General features: G+C 66.9%; 11 protein-coding genes. 5 read left to right on the top strand and 6 right to left on the bottom strand.

All coding sequences use genetic code 11. The features are described from left to right. Positions 1-42: 42 nt before the first annotated feature. The 3 genes from gspG to Q0907_RS00750 form a co-directional block, all read right to left on the bottom strand. Positions 43-459: a type II secretion system major pseudopilin GspG gene (gene gspG, locus Q0907_RS00760; RefSeq protein ID WP_296279836.1), complete on the bottom strand. Its 417-nt coding sequence runs from the start codon at positions 457-459 to the stop codon at positions 43-45. Between the two features lie 40 nt (positions 460-499). Then, positions 500-1714, bottom strand: coding sequence for a type II secretion system F family protein (locus tag Q0907_RS00755; RefSeq protein ID WP_296279835.1), 1215 nt, complete (start codon positions 1712-1714; stop codon positions 500-502). Between the two features lie 126 nt (positions 1715-1840). Next, positions 1841-3640, bottom strand: coding sequence for a S8 family peptidase (locus Q0907_RS00750; RefSeq protein ID WP_296279623.1), 1800 nt, complete (start codon positions 3638-3640; stop codon positions 1841-1843). 584 nt (positions 3641-4224) lie between these two features. Here Q0907_RS00750 and Q0907_RS00745 point away from each other — a divergent pair. Next, a complete protein-coding gene (locus tag Q0907_RS00745; protein ID WP_299340526.1) occupies positions 4225-10017 on the top strand; it encodes an ESPR-type extended signal peptide-containing protein in 5793 nt (1930 codons plus the stop codon). Positions 10018-10072: 55 nt separating this feature from the next. Here Q0907_RS00745 and Q0907_RS00740 read toward each other — a convergent pair whose 3' ends face one another. From Q0907_RS00740 to gspE, 3 genes are all read right to left on the bottom strand, one after another. Further along, positions 10073-11896 carry a family 43 glycosylhydrolase gene (locus tag Q0907_RS00740; protein ID WP_299340524.1) on the bottom strand — a complete coding sequence of 608 codons (1824 nt, stop codon included), beginning with the start codon at positions 11894-11896 and terminating at the stop codon, positions 10073-10075. Positions 11897-12032: 136 nt separating this feature from the next. Next, complete coding sequence (locus tag Q0907_RS00735; RefSeq protein WP_299340523.1) at positions 12033-12482, bottom strand: hypothetical protein; 450 nt, start codon at positions 12480-12482, stop codon at positions 12033-12035. A 5-nt stretch (positions 12483-12487) separates the two neighbouring features. Then, positions 12488-14200: a type II secretion system ATPase GspE gene (gene gspE, locus Q0907_RS00730; RefSeq protein ID WP_299340521.1), complete on the bottom strand. Its 1713-nt coding sequence runs from the start codon at positions 14198-14200 to the stop codon at positions 12488-12490. Between the two features lie 385 nt (positions 14201-14585). On the opposite strand from gspE, the gene Q0907_RS00725 reads away from it, so the two are divergent. The 4 genes from Q0907_RS00725 (at position 14586) to Q0907_RS00710 (ending at position 17870) form a co-directional block, all read left to right on the top strand. Then, entirely contained in the window at positions 14586-15158 is a 573-nt protein-coding gene (locus Q0907_RS00725; protein ID WP_299340519.1) for a hypothetical protein, read from the top strand. 130 nt (positions 15159-15288) lie between these two features. Beyond that, positions 15289-15879: a hypothetical protein gene (locus Q0907_RS00720; RefSeq protein WP_299340517.1), complete on the top strand. Its 591-nt coding sequence runs from the start codon at positions 15289-15291 to the stop codon at positions 15877-15879. 1 nt (position 15880) lies between these two features. Further along, complete coding sequence (locus Q0907_RS00715; protein WP_299340515.1) at positions 15881-17272, top strand: hypothetical protein; 1392 nt, start codon at positions 15881-15883, stop codon at positions 17270-17272. A gap of 25 nt (positions 17273-17297) precedes the next feature. Continuing rightward, positions 17298-17870: a relaxation protein gene (locus Q0907_RS00710; protein ID WP_299340513.1), complete on the top strand. Its 573-nt coding sequence runs from the start codon at positions 17298-17300 to the stop codon at positions 17868-17870. Positions 17871-17889 lie beyond the last annotated feature (19 nt).

Genomic DNA, 17889 nt, shown 5'->3' with positions numbered 1-17889 from the left:
AGACGGTAGCGGCACGGCGCGCCACGGCGGCGGTGGCCGCGCTTACTCGTTCGTGATGTCCGCGTTGACGCTGTCGCCACCGGCCTTGCCATCGGCGCCCAGGCTGATCAGGTCGAAGCGCTGCGTCTCGCCGGGAATGCGGTATTCGATCGGGTTCTTCCAGGGGTCCTGCAACTCGCTCTCCTTCGCGTACGGGCCCAGCCACCCGCTCGCGTTGCCCGGATTGGTCACCAGGTCGGACAGCTGTGCCGGATACCGGCCGGTGTCCAACTGGTAGGTCTCGACCTTGCCCGCCAGCGTCTGCACCTGCGACTGGGCCAGTTTCACCTTGCCGCTGTCGGCACCGCCCATCACGCGACTGCCGACCAGCACCAGGATGCCGCCGATCAGCACCAGCACGATGATGATCTCGAGCAGGCTGAAGCCCTGCTGGGATTGCGGGGAGCGGAACGCAGTCATCGGGCGCGTGCGGGACATGGTGGCGGACTCTCCAGGATGCTCAGTTGATGGCGCCGGTCAGATCGTACAGCGGGACCAGCACGGCGATGATGACGACACCGACCACCGCCGCCAGGATCAGCGTGATGGCAGGCACCAGGGCGGCCAGCATACGGTCCAGCACCTGAGCCGTTTCCTGCTCGAAGGTTTCGGCCGTCTTCAGCAGCATGCCGTCGAGGGCACCGGACTCCTCGCCCACCTGGATCATCTGCAGCGCCAGTCGTGGAAACCGCTTTCCCTTGCCCAGCGAGGCGGACAGCCCGTGGCCGTTCTTCACGTCCTCCGCGGCCACGTCGACATCGGCCGCCAGGGCACGGTTGCCCAGCACGTTGCGCGCGATGCCCAGCGCGGTGAGCAGGGGCACGCCGTTCTTCAGCAGCGTGCCCAGCGTGCGCGCGAGCCGGGCGGTTTCCAGCCGGGCGACCAGCGGACCGACGAGCGGGCGCCCCAGCAGCCAGCCGTCCAGCCGACTGCGGAAGCCGGGGTCGCGGCGGCGGCGATCGAACCACAGCAGCGCCAGCGCAGGGACGGCGACCAGCACGAACCAGAAGTCGCGCACGAACGCGCCCACCCACAACACCCCGCGCGTGAACCACGGCAGCGCCACGTCCAGGCTCTCGTACATCACCGCGAACTGGGGGACCACGTAGCCGAGCAGGAACAGCAGCGCGAACCCGACCACCACCAGCAGGATCGCCGGATACACCAGCGCATTGACCACGCGTCCCTTCAGCGCGCGGCTGCGCTCGAGATAATCGCCCAGCCGCTGCAGGGTGTCGTGGAGGCTGCCGCCGGCCTCGCCGGCACGGACCATGTTGATGTACAGCCGCGAGAAAAGACCGTGCTGTCGATCCAGCGCGGTGGACAGCGGCGCACCGCCGCGCACGGCATCGCGGATGTCGGTGATGACGCGACGCGCTTTCTCGTCTTCCGGCAGGTCCAACAGGATGCCGAGCGCGCGGTCGAGCGGCTGTCCGGCGCCCAGCAGCGTGGCGAGTTGCTGGGTGAACTGCACCAGCCGGTCGCCCGCGAACGCATTCGGTCGCCACAGTTGCCCCAGGCTGCGTCCACCCCCGGCCACGGCCAGTGCGGCTTCGACCGGCAGGTGTCCCTGCTCCTGCAGGCGCGCGACCACGTCGGCATCGCTGGCGGCCTCCATCTGGCCATCCAGCATTTCACCGTGCGCGTTGAGGGCCTTGTAGCGGTAGAGCGGCATGCCGGAGGACAAAAGGAGAATGCGCCAACTTACCGTATTCCCCGGCCCAGCGTCATGCGGGGCGATCATGTCATGGAACGAAACGGCCCCGGTCTCCCGGGGCCGTCGCGATGCATCGGAGGACACTCAGGGCGCGGTGAAACTGCCACGCACGCTGACGCCGGAGAACTTCGTCTTGCCCACCAGCGACACGTAGTACGTGCCCGCCTGCGGGTTCGCGATGTTCACCACGTCGTTGTTGCCGGGGCGCACCGAGCGCAGGTCGTAGCTCGTCGCCGTGGCCGCACTGCCGAACTTGACGTACAGGTCGGCGTTGCCGCTGCCGCCGTAGCTGATGAAGGACAGGTTGCTGGCCCCGGCCGGCACCACGAGTGCGTACTGCACCACCGCATCCTTGGCGCCGGTATTGCCCCCGACGGCGACGTTGTTGGTCAACGGCGTCGCGGTGGGCGGTTCGCCGCCGCCGATCACGGCCTGGACCGCTGCCGCGGCATTGACGATGCCCGCACCGATCGGACGGTTGGCCGGCGGCGCGACGGGGAACGGGCGCGCGGTCGACTTCAGCGTCGCCAGGATCTGCGCCGGCGTCAGCGGTGTATCGGCCACGCTCTGCATCAGCGCCACCACCGCCGCCACGTGGGGCGCCGCCATCGACGTGCCGCCCAGGCCGAAGTAGGTCTCCGTGGTGGGTACGGTGGTGCCCGAGTTGCCGGTGGACCATACGTAACCACCCGGATTGCCATCGACGCTGCCGCCGCCGCCCGGTGCCGAGATGTCGACGCGCGTGCCGTAATTGGAATACGACGCGATGCCGCCGGTGATGCGCGTGGCGCCGACGGTGATGACGCCGGCGCAGTTGCCCGGCGAGTAGCCGGTGACGTTGCCTGCATCGTTGCCGGCCGCGACCACGACCGTGCTGCCGTTGGCGATGGCGATGTTGAAGGCGTTCTGCTCCACCGCGCTGCACGCACCGGACCCGCCGAGGCTCAGGTTGATGACCTCGGCCGGATTCGCGTTGGCGGGTACGCCGGCCACGGTGCCACCGGAGGCCCAGATGACGGCATCCGAAATGTCCGAGGTGTAGCCGCCGCAGCGGCCCAGCACGCGCGCCGGCACGACTTTCGCATTGAATGCGCCACCGGCCATGCCCTTGGCATTGTTGGTGACTTCCGCGACCGTGCCCGCCACGTGGGTGCCGTGCCAGCTGCTGTCCTGCACGGGCGAACCCGCATAGCATTCACCCGCCACCGGATTCCAGTCGCCTTCGTCGCGCGGGTCCGCATCGCGAAGGTCGCCGTCGCGCGAAACGAACGTGTCGCTGATGAAGTCGTAGCCCGGCAGGATGTTCGCATCGAGATCGCTGTGGGTGGTGATGCCCGTGTCCAGCACGGCGACGACCACGCCCGCACCGGTGGCGTTGTCCCAGGCCGCCGGCAGGTTGATGCCGCCGACCGGATCCTTGAAGTGCCACTGATACTGGTTGTAGTAGGTGTCGTTGGGCACGAGGCGCGCATAACGGCGCGCGTCGACTTCGACGAACTCCACGTCCGGATCGGTCGCCAGCTGCCGCAGCAGGCTCTCGGCCTCGACGCGATCGAGCTTGCGCGAGGTCTGCACCAGCTCGGCGCCGATGCCAAGGCGGCGCAGCTTCGCGGCGCTCACCGCCTTGCCGTTCGCGGGACCCAGCGCGGCGCGCGATACCGCACCCGACAACGAACGCTGCAGCGTCGTGTTGCTGGCACGGGCGGTACTGCCATCGCGGTATTTCACGATGAACCGGTCGTAGGTCTGGCCGTCGCGAAGACCGGCGGTACTGACATCGCCCGCGAATGCGGTACCGGCGAACGCGCCGGCGGTGACGATTGCGGCGAGTGCAGCAACGAGGGGATGACGGCGCGAACGACGGAATGAGGAAGATGAATTCACTGGACCTGCTCCATGTCTACAAGGATGAACGAACTGGGTAACCCGTTTACGACGTGCGTACTCAACGACTTGCGACTTCCCTTTCAAGCGGATCGTGCAGGTACCCCTGTTTACCTGCCACGACACTCTTCACGCGACGAGAACAACGAATGCACATGGCGTTAACGCCTTGTTTTCAGCGTTTTCTTCGCGTTGCGCCGAACGTAGCAAATCTCTCGCAAATTGCACAACGCGGATGTAGTGTTCGATCACACGGAGTTTTTTGCATCATCTCGGGATGAGGGGATGGGGAATGCAGCCATGGCTTTTCGACGCGACATCGTTCTTCGCTGATCCGCTTGCATGTCTTTTCCGCGACGCCATTGCGTCGTGTTCTTCGCGCCAGCCGCGGCACGCCCCGACGCCGCCGGCCTCCGACTGCAACTTCCTCCCCGCTTCCTTTGCTTCGTGCGACCCGTCCATGCGTCTCCCCTGTCGCATGCGGCGGCTTTCGTTTTCCTGACGCAATCCGCTTCGCATCCCCGTGCCGCCAAGCCCGGGTGCTGTCGTATTCCCCCGAAAACACAGAATGAAGGACGTGATCCATGAATAGGATTTACAGCAAGGTGTGGAACCCCTCCCTGGGCATGCTGGTCGTCGCCTCCGAGTTCGCGCGCCGCGCGCATGGCATGATGTCGTCCGGTGCGCGCGTGCGTGCGCGCCTCGGCGTGACACTACTGGTGTCGGCGCTGCTCGCAAGTGCACCGTTCGGTGCGGCATTGGCCCACGACAAGAACAAGGGCCAACCGCAGAACGACAAGCCGCAGATCGGAACGGGCCCCGCCTACTGCGTGGATGCACGCGGCAATCCGATCAAGGACGGCCGCCCCGGCGAGAACGCCGTCTCGTGCGGCGATGATGTCGACGCGTCCGGTCGCCATGCGGTCGCTGTCGGCTACAAGAGCATCGCCAACAAAGCGGGCGCCACCGCCGTTGGCGGTTATGCGGAAGCAAAGGGGGTTAATGCCACGGCGGTGGGCTACGACAGCAGTGCGACCGCGCAGGGCGCGACGGCGCTGGGCAGCCAGAGCAACGCCACCGGCGCCAACGCGACTGCCGTCGGTACGCAGGCGAACGCGACGGGCGCGGGCGCCAGCGCGGTGGGCACCGGCAGCACGGCGACCGGTGCGTATGCCGGTGCATTCGGCAGCGCGTCCACTGCATCGGGCACGCAGGCGCTGGCCGCAGGCCACACCAGCACGGCGACAGGAATTGCGACCGTCGCGGTCGGCGGCTTCGCCAATGCGTCGGGCGATTTCGACACGGCGGTCGGCTACGGTGCCGATGCCAGCGGCGGCGACAGCACCGCGCTGGGTTCCGGCTCCCTTGCGACCGGTTACAACAGCGTCGCAGTCGGTGGATCCCTGCTCGGCTTCCTGCCGACCGAAGCATCGGGCGACTTCTCGACCGCGGTCGGCGGCGGCGCGTGGGCGCCGGGCACGAATGCGACCGCCATCGGCAATCTCGCGTCGGCGAATGCCGACAACAGCGTTGCGCTCGGTGGCGACTCCGTGGCCGACCGCGAAGACACCGTCTCCGTCGGCAGCGCCGGCAGCGAGCGGCAGATCACCAACGTCGCCGCCGGTACCGAAGGTACCGACGCGGTGAACCTCGATCAGTTGAATGCAGTCGCCGAAGCTTCAGAAAACGCCACGCGCTACTTCAAGGCGAACGGTGCGAACGATGGCACCGACGACGCCACCGCCAACGGAGACTATGCGACCGCCTCCGGTTCGGCTGCGCTGGCCGACGGCGTCGGCGCGACGGCGACCGGTTCCGGCGCGTTCGCGATCGCCGACGGCGCCACGGCGACCGGCTTCAATGCCACCGCCACCGGCAACAACAGCGTCGCCAACGGTGCGGGCGCACAGGCCACGGGCGCAGGTGCGGTCGCACTGGGTGGACAGCGCCAGCTGCTCGACGAAAACGGCGACCCGGTGCTGGATGAAGACGGCAACCCGGTCTATGCCAGCACCGAGGCCACGGCGGACGATGCCACGGCGATCGGCGCAGGTGCGGTCGCGGGCGAAGTCGGCGCGACCGCCACCGGTGCGGGTGCGAATGCGTCGGGCGCCTATGCCTCCGCCATCGGCACCGAAGCCTCTGCGTCGGGCATCCAGGCCACCGCCGTCGGCTTCCGCAGTGATGCCTCCGACGATGCCGCGACGGCCATCGGCGGCTACAGCAACGCATCCAACTTCGGCGCATCGGCCTTCGGATACGGCGCCGAGGCGAGCGGCAACAGCGCGACGGCGCTGGGCTTCGGTGCGGTCGCGAGCAACTTCGACAGCACCGCGCTGGGTTCGAACTCGATCGCCAGTGGCGACAACAGCGTGGCCGTCGGTGGTGCCTTCTTCGGTCTGTTCGCCACCGAAGCCTCGGGCGACTATTCGGTGGCCGTCGGCGGCGGCGCGTACACGCCGGGCTTCAACTCGGTGGCGCTGGGCAACCTGGCCACGGCCGAGGCCGACAACAGCGTCGCCATCGGCGGCGACTCGGTCGCCGATCGCGAAGACACCGTGTCCGTCGGCAGCGTCGGCGGCGAACGCCAGATCACCAACGTCGCCGCCGGCACCGAAGGCACCGATGCGGTGAACGTCGATCAGTTGAACGCCGTGGCGGAAGCCTCGGAGAACGCGACGCGCTACTTCAAGGCCAACGGTGCGGACGACGGCTCGGACGACGCGACGGCCACCGGCGATTACGCCACGGCGTCCGGGTCGGCCGCACTGGCCGAAGGCGTTGGCGCCACGGCCACCGGCTCGGGCGCGTTCGCCCTGGCCGACGGTGCCACCGCGACCGGCTTCTCCGCGACCGCCACCGGCAGCAACAGCGTGGCCAACGGCAGCAGCGCCGAAGCCAGCGGCGATTCCAGCATCGCCATCGGTGGCACGGTCGATGCCTTCGATGCCGAGGGCAATCCGATCAGCGTCAATACGGTCGCTTCCGGGCTGGGCGCGACGGCGGTCGGTTCCGGCAGTCTCGCCTCGGCGCTCGGCAGTTCGTCGTTCGGTGTGCTCAGCGAAGCCAGCGGTGAAGCGAGTTCCGCCTTCGGCTATGGCAGTACGGCCACCGGGTCGTATGCGTCGAGCTTCGGCCACGCCAGCGGCGCCAGCGGCGACTACAGCGTGGCGGTGGGTGGGCCGGCGGACCTGATTCCCGGCTTCGGTCTCCTGGTCTACACGCAGGCGAGCGGATTCAGCGCGGCCGCCTTCGGGTCGGGCGCGATCGCCGCAGGCGACTACAGCCTGGCGGCCGGCAGTCTGTCGGAGGCGTCGGGTCTGGAAAGCACGGCGGCCGGCTTCTTCTCCTACGCGCCGGGCGACTACGCCACGGCACTGGGCGCGGAATCCTGGGCCAGCGGCGACAACAGCACGGCCGTCGGCTTCTACAGCACGGCGCTGGGCGACAACAGCGTGGCGCTCGGCGCGAACTCGACGGCGGACCGCGACAACACGGTCTCGGTGGGCGATGTGGGCAGCGAGCGGCAGATCACCAACGTCGCCGCCGGTACCGAAGGCACCGATGCAGTGAACGTCGATCAGTTGAATGCAGTCGCTGAAGCTTCGGAAAACGCCACACGCTACTTCAAGGCGAACGGTGCGAACGACGGCACCGACGATGCCACCGCCAACGGAGACTATGCGACCGCCTCCGGTTCGGCTGCGCTGGCCGACGGCGTCGGCGCGACGGCGACCGGTTCCGGCGCGTTCGCGATCGCCGACGGCGCCACGGCGACCGGCTTCAATGCCACCGCCACCGGCAACAACAGCGTCGCCAACGGTGCGGGCGCACAGGCCACGGGCGCAGGTGCGGTCGCACTGGGTGGACAGCGCCAGCTGCTCGACGAAAACGGCGACCCGGTGCTGGATGAAGACGGCAACCCGGTCTATGCCAGCACCGAGGCCACGGCGGACGATGCCACGGCGATCGGCGCAGGTGCGGTCGCGGGCGAAGTCGGCGCGACCGCCACCGGTGCGGGTGCGAATGCGTCCGGTGCGTACGCGACGGCGCTGGGCACGGAAGCCTCGGCATCCGAAACGCAGGCGACGGCGGTCGGCTTCCGCAGCAGCGCGGGCGGCCTGGCATCCACGACCGTCGGCGGCTACAGCAGTGCCGGCGGCGATTTCGCTTCGGCATTCGGCTACGGTGCCGATGCAGGCGGCAGCGGCGCGACGGCGGTCGGCGAAGGGGCCGCCGCTGGCGGCGATGAAAGCACCGCCGTGGGCGGCACCACCTTCTTCGGCCTCATCAACACCCGTGCCAGCGGGACCGGCAGCTCGGCCTTCGGCAACGGAGCCTGGGCCACGGGCGAGTACAGCACTGCGCTCGGTCACAACAGCTACGCGGATGGCGAAGAGAGCGTGGCCGTGGGCGTGAACGCCGTGGCGGGGGCGACGAACAGCGTCGCGATCGGCGCCAACTCCTGGAACGACCGCGACGACACCGTCTCGGTGGGCGACGTGGGGGCCGAACGCCAGATCACCAACGTGGCCGCGGGTACGGAAGGCACGGATGCGGTGAACCTCGACCAGTTGAACGCGCTGGCCGACGCGTCGGAAAGCGCCACGCGCTACTTCAAGGCGAACGGTGCGAACGACGGCAGCGATGACGCCACCGCGACCGGCGATTACGCGACGGCGTCGGGCTCCGCGGCACTGGCGGACGGCGTCGGGGCAACTGCTACGGGCTCCGGCGCCTTCGCCCTCGCGAACGGCGCCACGGCCAGCGGCTTCAATGCGACCGCGACCGGCGAGAACAGCGTTGCCAACGGCGCGGGAGCGCAGGCGACAGGCGCCGGCGCGGTCGCGCTCGGTGGCCAGCGTCCGCTGCTCGACGACAACGGCGACCCGGTCCTCGACGAGGACGGCAATCCGGTCTACGCCAGCACGGAAGCCACTGCAGACGATGCGACGGCCGTCGGTGCAGGCGCCGTCGCCAGTGAAAGCGGTGCGACGGCGACGGGTGCGGGAGCCACCGCCTCCGGTGCGTACGCCACGGCCAACGGTACGGAAAGCGCGGCATCCGGCCTGCAAGCCACGGCAACCGGTTTCCGCAGCGATGCCGCGGGCGATGCCTCGACGGCCGTGGGCGGATACAGCAGTGCCTCCGAGTTCGCCGCCTCGGCGTTCGGCTACGGTGCGGATGCCAGCGGAGAGAGCGCGACGGCACTGGGCTTCGGTGCGACCGCGAACAACTACGACAGCACGGCACTGGGCTCACGCGCGCTTGCCAGCGGCGACAACAGCGTCGCCGTCGGCGGCGCGTTCTTCGGTGCCCTGGCGACCGAAGCTTCCGGCGATTACTCGGTCGCCGTCGGCGGTGGCGCCTACACGCCCGGCGTCAATGCGGTGGCGCTGGGCAACCTGGCGACCGCCGAAGCCGACAACAGCGTCGCGATCGGTGGCGATTCGGTCGCCGACCGCGAGGACACGGTGTCGGTCGGCAGCGCGGGTAGCGAGCGGCAGGTCACCAACGTCGCCGCCGGTACCCAGGCGACCGATGCGGTCAATCTGTCGCAGTTGAGCCTGGTCGCCAGTTCGCTGGGCGGTGGCGCCGGTTTCTCCGGCGGCGTGTTCATCGCGCCGAGCTACACGATCCAGGGCACGTCGTACAACAACGTGGGCGCGGCATTCACCGCCGTCGATGCCAAGCTCAACGAGCTGTACGGGATGTACAACGGGTTGAGCAGCGGCACCTCCACCGCATCGACCGCCGCGACACCGCCAGCACAGGCCAGCCAAGCGCATTCCACCGGCGAATCGGCCTCCACGCCCGGCACCGGCGGCAATGCATCGTCGCCGACACGCGGCACGGCGACGACGACGGAGGCTGGCGGCAGCGGCGCTGTCGCCAGTGGCCAGCCGGCGGTTGCGGCCCCAAGCGACGCCAGCGCCACCGCGGACGTGCCGGCCGCCGCCGCGTCGTACGCCGACGCCGGCGACGCCAACACGCTCAGCAGCGCGCAGTCCTACACCGATCAGTCCTCGGCAAGCACGCTGGCCAGCGCGAAGGCGTATGCCGACTTCCAGGTCAAGGCGCTGGAGGACGACTTCAATGCCTTCCGCGGCGACGTGGACCGTCGCTTCTCCGAACAGGACCGTCGTCTCGACCGGATGGGCGCGATGAGCTCGGCGATGCTGAACATGGCGATCAACGCGGCGGGCAGCCGCAGTCCGCGTGGACGCGTCGCCGTGGGCGCGGGCTGGCAGAACGGCGAGAACGCGCTGTCGGTGGGCTACTCGAAGCCGCTCGGCGAGCGCGCATCGTTCAGCATCGGCGGTGCGTTCAGCGGTGACGAGAAGTCGGCCGGCGTCGGTTTCGGTATCGACCTGTAAGTCGCTGTCGTGGAATGCGGAAGGGCCCGGCATGCCGGGCCCTTCTTCTGCGCGATCAAGGCAGCGCGACGGTTGCGCTCGGCGGTGACACGCCGTTCTCGTCGAACGCCTCGACCGCCACGTGGTACGCGACACCCCGGCTGAGGGCGCGAAGTTCCAGCGTGGTCGGCCGGTCGGCGAATACCTGGTAGGTCAGGTTCAAACGGTCCGGCGCGATGCCCCACCGCACGTTGTAGCCCACCGCGCCGCGTACCGGGCGCCAGCTGACGAACGCCTGGCGCGGATCGGCGTCGCGGCGGACGACCACTCCCCGCGGCGCGCGCGGCGCAGGACCGCCGGCATCGCCGAACACGCGCAGATCGCTGATCGCAAGATGGGCGGCACCGACGTGACCGTGCACGTAGCGTACGTAGCGCGCACTGACCGACGCGGGCAGCTGGAAATACGCATTCGGACGATCGCGCCGCGGTGCGCCGGTGGCCGCCAGCGGCCGCCAGCGGCGTCCGTCCGTCGAATACTCCAGCGCGAATTCCGTATAGATGTCGTCGGCATCACCGTAGCGCCCGGACTGGTAGTCAGCGAAGTTCACCTGCACCGCGCGCAGCGTCCTGGAAGCGCCCAGATCCACCGTCAGTGTCTGTCCCGCCGTGTTCCTGCCGGCCACCCAGAACGTGCGCGGATTCTCGTCGGTCGCATTGCCGGCGGGATGTCCCTCCAGCGTGGTCGACGCCGTCACCGGCTTGCGCCACGACAGCAGCATCCAGCCGGTGAACAGGTCGGCCGGATCCGCATTCGGTCCCGCCGGCACGTAATGGGGGAAATCGCCGAAGCGCGTGCTGACCGACATCTGGCCATCGGTACTGAAGGCCGCCGGGAACATCGCGATGCGCCGCTCGAAGGTCCAGTTGTAGCCGAGCCACGGCGTGCCCGTATTCCACCAGTTGCCATGCGCATCCTGGAACGTGGACCCGTGGCCCGCCCCCTGCACGAAGCCGCCGGGCTTGTAGCCCACCGGGTTGTAGGCCACGTAGGCGAACGGGCCCAGCGGGCTGACGCCCACATAGGTGCCGGTCGCATACGCGTTGTACTCGGTACCGGGGGCACCGTACTGCAGGTAATACCGGCCCCGCACCTTCGTCATCCAGGCGCCTTCCATGTAGTTGCCGACCGGCTCGCCGTCGGGGAAGAACGCGCCGCGATGATCCTGGCCAAAGCGCTCCCATCCATGCGCCTCGGGATCGAGTGCGAGCAGCGCGCGCGGCTTACCGACGTAACGCATGCCCTTGGACATGTCGAGTTCGATGCCGTACAGCGGGAACGTGTCGGACGAACCCCAGTACAGGTACCAGCGACCGTCGTCGTCCCTGAAGAACGCCGGGTCCCACGGACCGGGCGGAATCTTCGCCGGCTGAGGATCGCCGTTGCGCCATCCGGGCAAGCCGACATCGCGACCGGGCGCGACCGCATTCGGCAGTTCCGGCAGCATGCGCGTCAGGAAATCGAACCGCCCCCTGGCGGGATCGCGCGACACCAGCACGGCCCCCGGCGAGAACAGCGAACGCATCACCAGCATGCGGTCGCCATCGGAGATCACCGCGGGCGCGACCATGCTGTCGAACGGCCAGCGATCGGGGGTGATGAATCGCCAGTCGACCAGATCGGTCGAGCGCCAGTAGCCATCGGCCAGGGTCTGGAACAGATAGTAGGCGTCGCCGTGGCGCACGATCACCGGGTCGGCGCCCGTGCGATAGGAGATCCCCAGGCTTTCCTGCTCGAAGTTGTAGCGGTAGTCGATATCCAGCGGGTTGGCGTAAGTCTTCCTTGCGTCCTCCCTCGCTGCCGCCGCACCCGTCACCGCCAGCGCGGCCAACAATGCCACGCGCACACATCCCTTCCCGTCCACGCCACCCCCGCTGGAAACGATTCCAACGGAGTATTCACGAGGATCCCGCAGGCGGAAAGCCGCGCCGCAGCGGAGGAGGACGAGGCGTAAGCCGGAACCGCAGTGCCATGCCTCAGTCGCAGGCCATGCCGCCCTTCGGCAGGACGCGCGGATTGCCCATCGCGAAGTGCGTCACCGGTTTCTCCCACATCTCGAACGAGGAGATGCCCGGCGTCACGCCGCAGCTGCTGGCGTAGGTGAACTGCTCGCCGTCCCGCGAGACGTACAGGTCGAACTTGACCGCCTCCGCCAGCGTACTGCTGACCATCAGCGTGGTCTGCGTGGCATCGCCGCTGCGGGTGGCGCGCAGGTTGCCGGGCCAGTCACCGGCGGGCGCCCACGCGATGACCTTGCCGCCTGCGACCTCGACCTGCAGCGCCAGCGAGGGCGAGGCCGTACCGATGGCGAAGCCCGCAGGCAGCTCGCCGCGTGCGAGGGTCTTCGGTGCGGGCTTGGCCGCTAACGCAACGGTCGGCAACGCACACGCCGCTAGGATCAGGTAACCCGCCAGTCTGCCATTCATGCGCCTCACCCCTCTTCCGTCACGCGCAGGACTTCCTCGATGGTCGTTTCGCCGGACAGCGCCTTGACGATGCCGTCCTCGTACATGGTCCGCATGCCGGCCTCGCGTGCCAGCTGCTCGATCTCGCCCATGCCCGCGTGCCGCATGATGGCGCGGCGGACGTCGTCGTTCATCACCAGGAATTCGACGATGGTCGTGCGGCCGAGGTACCCGGTCGGCGCGATGGCGGAGCCACGCGGCCGGTACAGGAAGATGTCGCCTTCGGGCTGGAAGCGGCGCAGGTGGAACTTTTCGATTTCCTCGGGCGACGCCGCGTACCTCTCCGCATGCGTCGGCTCCAGCCGGCGCACGAGGCGCTGGGCGAGGATGCCATTGATGGTGGACGTCATCAGGTAGTCCTCAACGCCCATGTCCAGCATGCGGGTGATGCCGCCGGCCGCATTGTTGGTGTGCAGCGTGGACAGCACCAGGTGGCCGGTCAGCGCGGACTGGATGGCGATGCGCGCGGTCTCGAGGTCGCGCATTTCGCCGATCATGATGATGTCCGGATCCTGCCGGACGATGCTGCGCAGCGCGTGGGCGAAGTCCAGCCCGATCTGCGGCTTGGCCTGGATCTGGTTGATGCCCTCGATCTGGTACTCGACGGGATCTTCCACCGTGATGATCTTGACGTCCGGCGTATTGAGCTTGCTCAGCGCGGTGTACAGCGTGGTGGTCTTGCCCGAACCGGTGGGGCCGGTGACCAGCAGGATCCCGTGTGGCTGCTCCAGAACTTTCTGGAACTGTGGCAGGAAGGCATCGGTGAAGCCCAGCTTCTTGAAGTCGAACACCACCGTTTCGCGATCGAGCAGGCGCATCACCACGCTTTCGCCGTGCGCCGTGGGCACGGTGGATACGCGCAGGTCGAGTTCCTTGCCCTGCACGCGCAGCATGATGCGGCCGTCCTGCGGCAACCGGCGCTCGGCGATGTTGAGCTTCGCCATGATCTTCACGCGGCTGATCACCGCCGCGGTGAGGTTGGCCGGCGGACTTTCGCCCTCCTCCAGCACGCCATCGATGCGGTAGCGCACCTTCAACCGGTTCTCGAACGGTTCGATGTGGATGTCCGACGCACGCAATTCGACGGCGCGCTGGATCACCAGGTTGACCAGGCGGATGACCGGCGCTTCGGAAGCAAGGTCGCGCAGGTGCTCGACATCATCGAGGTCTGCGGTGGCCTCGCCATCCGCATTCTCGACGATCGCGCCCATCGCGCTGCGTCCCTGCCCGTAGTAACGCTCGATCAGGTCGCTGATCTCCGACCGCAGCGCCACCTGCGGGCGCACGATGCGGCCGGTCGCCAGCCGCACGGCCTCGAGCGCGTAGTGGTCCTGCGGATCGGCCATCAACAGATCGATATGGGTCTCGTCCTCGCCCACCGGGCAGACATGGAACTGCTTGAGGAAGCGCAGCGACAGCGCCACCGATTCCGGTGGCACGTCCGGCGCATCCTTGGCGTTGACCAGCGGCAGCCCGAGCACCTCGGCCGCGGTCTCCGCATGATCGCGCTCGGACACCAGGCCCAGCCGCGAGAGCAGCGCCAGCAGGCCGCCGCCGGCCTCTTCCTGCAGGCGCCGCGCACGCGCCAGGTCAGTTTCCTTCAACCGCCCGCGGGCCAGAAGCGCCGCGACGATGCGCTCGTCGTTGGAAAGTGGATTGTCGATCGCGGCTGCGTCCACGGAAGGCCTCCTTGAAGGCCGGACTTTATCAGGTCCGGACGGGGGGGATTGTCGCAACGCGCGGCGCGAGGGGAGCTTTTCGAGGCAGCCCCGTGCTCCCTGGAGAGGACTGCTGCGCAGGCCGTCACTTGCGAGGATGCCGTCACACCGCAACCACGGACCCAAAACGCCCCGTGCATGGAGGGACGCTGCACACGCAATCGTGGGGCATTCCGCGAGAATGTTAATGGCATGTACTGATATGCATCTGATACAAACGCCAAGCAGTCGCATGAAACATCGCACGCAGCAAGCGGCACTGCACAGCCGCCAGGAGCGCTTACTCACTCAAAAGAAGTGGCGACCCCCATCCCCTGACATGCTATCCGCTGGCCAAGGAGGCCTTATGACGCATTTCCACTTCGCACTTCTTGTTTCCGCTCTTTTTCCCACTGCAACGGCGATCGCAGACAGCGCAATGCAGGGAGAGAACCTGCTTCAGGCGTTGCCGCACGGCTACAAGATCGGTTACCAGACGCGACAAGGCCATATGAGCATGAGCGAAATGGTGCCATCGGATGAATCCGTTGAACGCTGGACACGCATGGTCATCACACAGGTCTTCCACGGCGCACGGATGCCGGCGGACGGATTCCAGCAACGGCTTGCAGCCAACCTTTCCGGCGCCTGCCCCGGCGCGAACGCTGTCAAGATCGATGCGGGGGAGGAGGATGGCTACACGTACGCGTTATGGCAGCACGTCTGCCCGTTGAATCCTGCAACCGGCACGCCGGAACACTTCTGGTCGAAGACCATCGAAGGCAATGATGCCTTCTATTCCGTCCAGTTCGCGTTCCGGCACGTACCTTCGGAACGCGATACCCACCTGGCGCTCCGGCATCTCGCGGAAGTGCGTATATGCGACTCACGCATTCCTGGCAGAGATTGCCCGAACGTAAGCCCGGCACACCAGGATTGAACTTGCAGTTCTTTCGGCCTGCACGTGATGTAAGGCTCACGGACCGGCCACCTGGCAACTTGGCGCCTGTGCAAGGTTGTGACTCCGCTGCCAGCAACGGCGGCTCCAACAGTTTCCGAGGATGCAATCCGTGAATCGCCGATTCCCGTGTTACTGCCTGATCGTCGCATCCCTCCTGATCGCGGGATGCTGGGGCGCAAGCGAGTTCAAACCACCCACCGTAAAAACCAACTCAAATCCGACTCAACGCTACGAAATCACGGTGGAACTGGTCGATCCGCCGGTCGACATCGAGAACATCTCCGGAATGGCGTATTTCAGTATTCCTGATGTCATCTGCATGCCTACGCCGGACCGTATCGCCGGATATACCCCCGGCTCCCGCTACGAGAGGGGGTTCTCTCTCGTCCCGACTGGAAACAACACCTACAGGGGTCACATCTTCCTCGACTGGCCCATCGACGAGGACTACTACGGTCTGGGGTTATGCAAGTGGGAGTTTGCTTATGCAGATGCCATTGTCGAACGCGGCAGCACTCTTCGCCAGACTACGCGACTGAGCCTCGCTGAACTCAATGGAAAAGAGGTGACTGTGGGCTATTGCAGAACATTGATGCGCGACAAATACGACTCCACTTGCTTCACCCCATTCGACGATGGACGTATTCAGGAACTGGACCCCATCTCATACAAGATGAAGATATCTTCAAGGAAGAACTGACATGTCAACGCTAACGGAATCACATGCAAGGCTGTCTGAAAGATCTTACTCGCCCCACGATAGTCGGATCGATATCGATGCTTTTGCACTGGTCAAAGAGGTTCGAACCTCATCCGGCTACCACGGAGCGATCTATCGAAATGTCAAGACAAGAGATTACGTCGTGTCCCACACCGGCACCGAGTTCGACACCGACAAGATCCGCGACGGGCTGCTCACCGATGCCCAGATGGCTCTGCTGAAGGTGAACCAGCAACTGGACGACGCCCGAGACCTGGTGGAGCTTGCCATCGAGATAGCCAAAAGGGACGGCACCCGCGTCACCGTCGCCGGACACTCCTTGGGAGGATTCCATACCCAAGTCACGTGCCACGAGTACGGACTCAAGGGCGAGACATTCAACGCTTATGGCGCAGCCGGACTCTATGGCGTGCCCGAGGGCGGAAACCAAGTCATCAACCACGTACGTGCCACCGACATGGTAGGCGCGGCGAACAGACACTTCGGCGAGGTCCGCGTCTATGCCACGCAGCAGGACGTCGACGTACTGCTCAAGCAGGGTGCGGCACCCAGTCAGCAGACCCGATGGGAACTCATCGGCGACCTGCGCACACTCGGCCCGGACGCGACCCACGGTGCAGTGCAGTTCCATGGTGGCCACCGCACCGCCGAACAACTGGCAGTCTACGGCCCGAACTCACTTATAAATCACGAAAACCAAGCGCTCTACCAGCAACACAAGCCCGAATTCGATGCCTACCGGGAGAGCATCCGCTCGGCTGCGGAGGATGTGGCGCTGGCTACGAAGCTCACCGGCGCGGGCATCGCCTATACGTCCGCGATCGGCTCTCAGTACGTGATGCACAAAGTCAGGCACGGCCTGATGGGCAACGAAGTTCACGACGAGTTGCGGGAGCTTCGCCTTGGGGCGCAACGCGCGACGGAAGAGAGAAATCGCGACTTCGTGCCGCCCGATCGACCGCTGATCTATCGGGACCGTGCCGGCAGCCCCCTGGAACAGATCGACGGGCGGATACAGGAGCTTCGTCGGGCTCCCACGCTGGAAGACAGCCAGTGCAAGCCGGAGCGTGGAAGTGGCTGGCCCTCGCGGCCCGCCGGCGATTCCGCATCGTCGCCGGTCTCGCTACGCGATGACCCCCTCGCCTACATCAACCGCATGGTGACCGCCTACGACGCCGGCGACCAGGTCGACTTCCGCCTGATGACTCAGGCCGCAGCCAACGATTCTTATGCGAGGCGGGTGAGTGCGACTGCGGTGGCTCAGGTGGATGCCGAAGAACGACAGCAGGCGCTGCTGGAACAGGTCACCGAACAACAACGTGTGGAGCAGCGGCAGGTCGCGGTGTCAGCCGGCATCGCACGTTCGATCTGACACCAACATTGCCAGGGAAAGCAGGATGGACACTGACCGGATCACCGACCTCGTCGCCAGCGTGTCAGCCCTCATGGAGCGGTTCGAGCGCCGTACGCAGCAGATCGAGGACAGCCTGCAAGCTGCGCACCGGCAGCTCCAGGAGCTCTCGCAACAATTGCCCAACACGGTCCGCCGCGCTGCCGACACGGAAATGCAGCATCTGCGGGGCAGTATCGCGAGCGCCATCGATGCAGGCATCGGACAATCCGTCTCGACCTACCAGGCACGCCTGGAGACGTCCGGACAGGATCTACGGCAGGCCTCGCAGGCACTGGCTGCGCAGATCCACGCCGCGCGCACCATCCATCGGCATCTGCTATGGAAGGTCGTCGGCGTCTGTCTCGCCAGCCTCGCCCTGCTCGTTCTGGGCGGCGGCTGGCTTTCCAGCCACTACTACGACGAGATCCGCCGCCACCAGCTATCGGCGCAGTTGCTGAAAGCCTATGACGCTGCCGACGTGACTCTGTGCGATGGCAGGCTGTGCGCCAACATCGACCCGACAGGCGACACGTTTGGAGAGGATGACCAGTATCGCCCGGTCCGGGATCGCCCGTAAGCGCCCGGACCGGCAACCC

Source organism: uncultured Pseudoxanthomonas sp. (genome assembly GCF_947498795.1).
Lineage (GTDB): Bacteria > Pseudomonadota > Gammaproteobacteria > Xanthomonadales > Xanthomonadaceae > Pseudoxanthomonas_A.
The sequence above is the reverse complement of the archived record's forward strand: the minus strand, read 5'-3'. Positions and strand labels throughout refer to the sequence as shown.

Excerpts from the sequence above, each read along its gene's own strand:
- gspG (WP_296279836.1), bottom strand. The coding sequence starts at position 459 with ATGACTGCGTTCCGCTCCCCGCAATCCCAGCAGGGCTTCAGCCTGCTC.
- Q0907_RS00710 (WP_299340513.1), top strand. The coding sequence starts at position 17,298 with ATGGACACTGACCGGATCACCGACCTCGTCGCCAGCGTGTCAGCCCTC.
- Q0907_RS00735 (WP_299340523.1), bottom strand. The coding sequence starts at position 12,482 with ATGAATGGCAGACTGGCGGGTTACCTGATCCTAGCGGCGTGTGCGTTG.
- Q0907_RS00715 (WP_299340515.1), top strand. The coding sequence starts at position 15,881 with ATGTCAACGCTAACGGAATCACATGCAAGGCTGTCTGAAAGATCTTAC.
- Q0907_RS00755 (WP_296279835.1), bottom strand. The coding sequence starts at position 1,714 with ATGCCGCTCTACCGCTACAAGGCCCTCAACGCGCACGGTGAAATGCTG.
- Q0907_RS00725 (WP_299340519.1), top strand. The coding sequence starts at position 14,586 with ATGACGCATTTCCACTTCGCACTTCTTGTTTCCGCTCTTTTTCCCACT.
- Q0907_RS00745 (WP_299340526.1), top strand. The coding sequence starts at position 4,225 with ATGAATAGGATTTACAGCAAGGTGTGGAACCCCTCCCTGGGCATGCTG.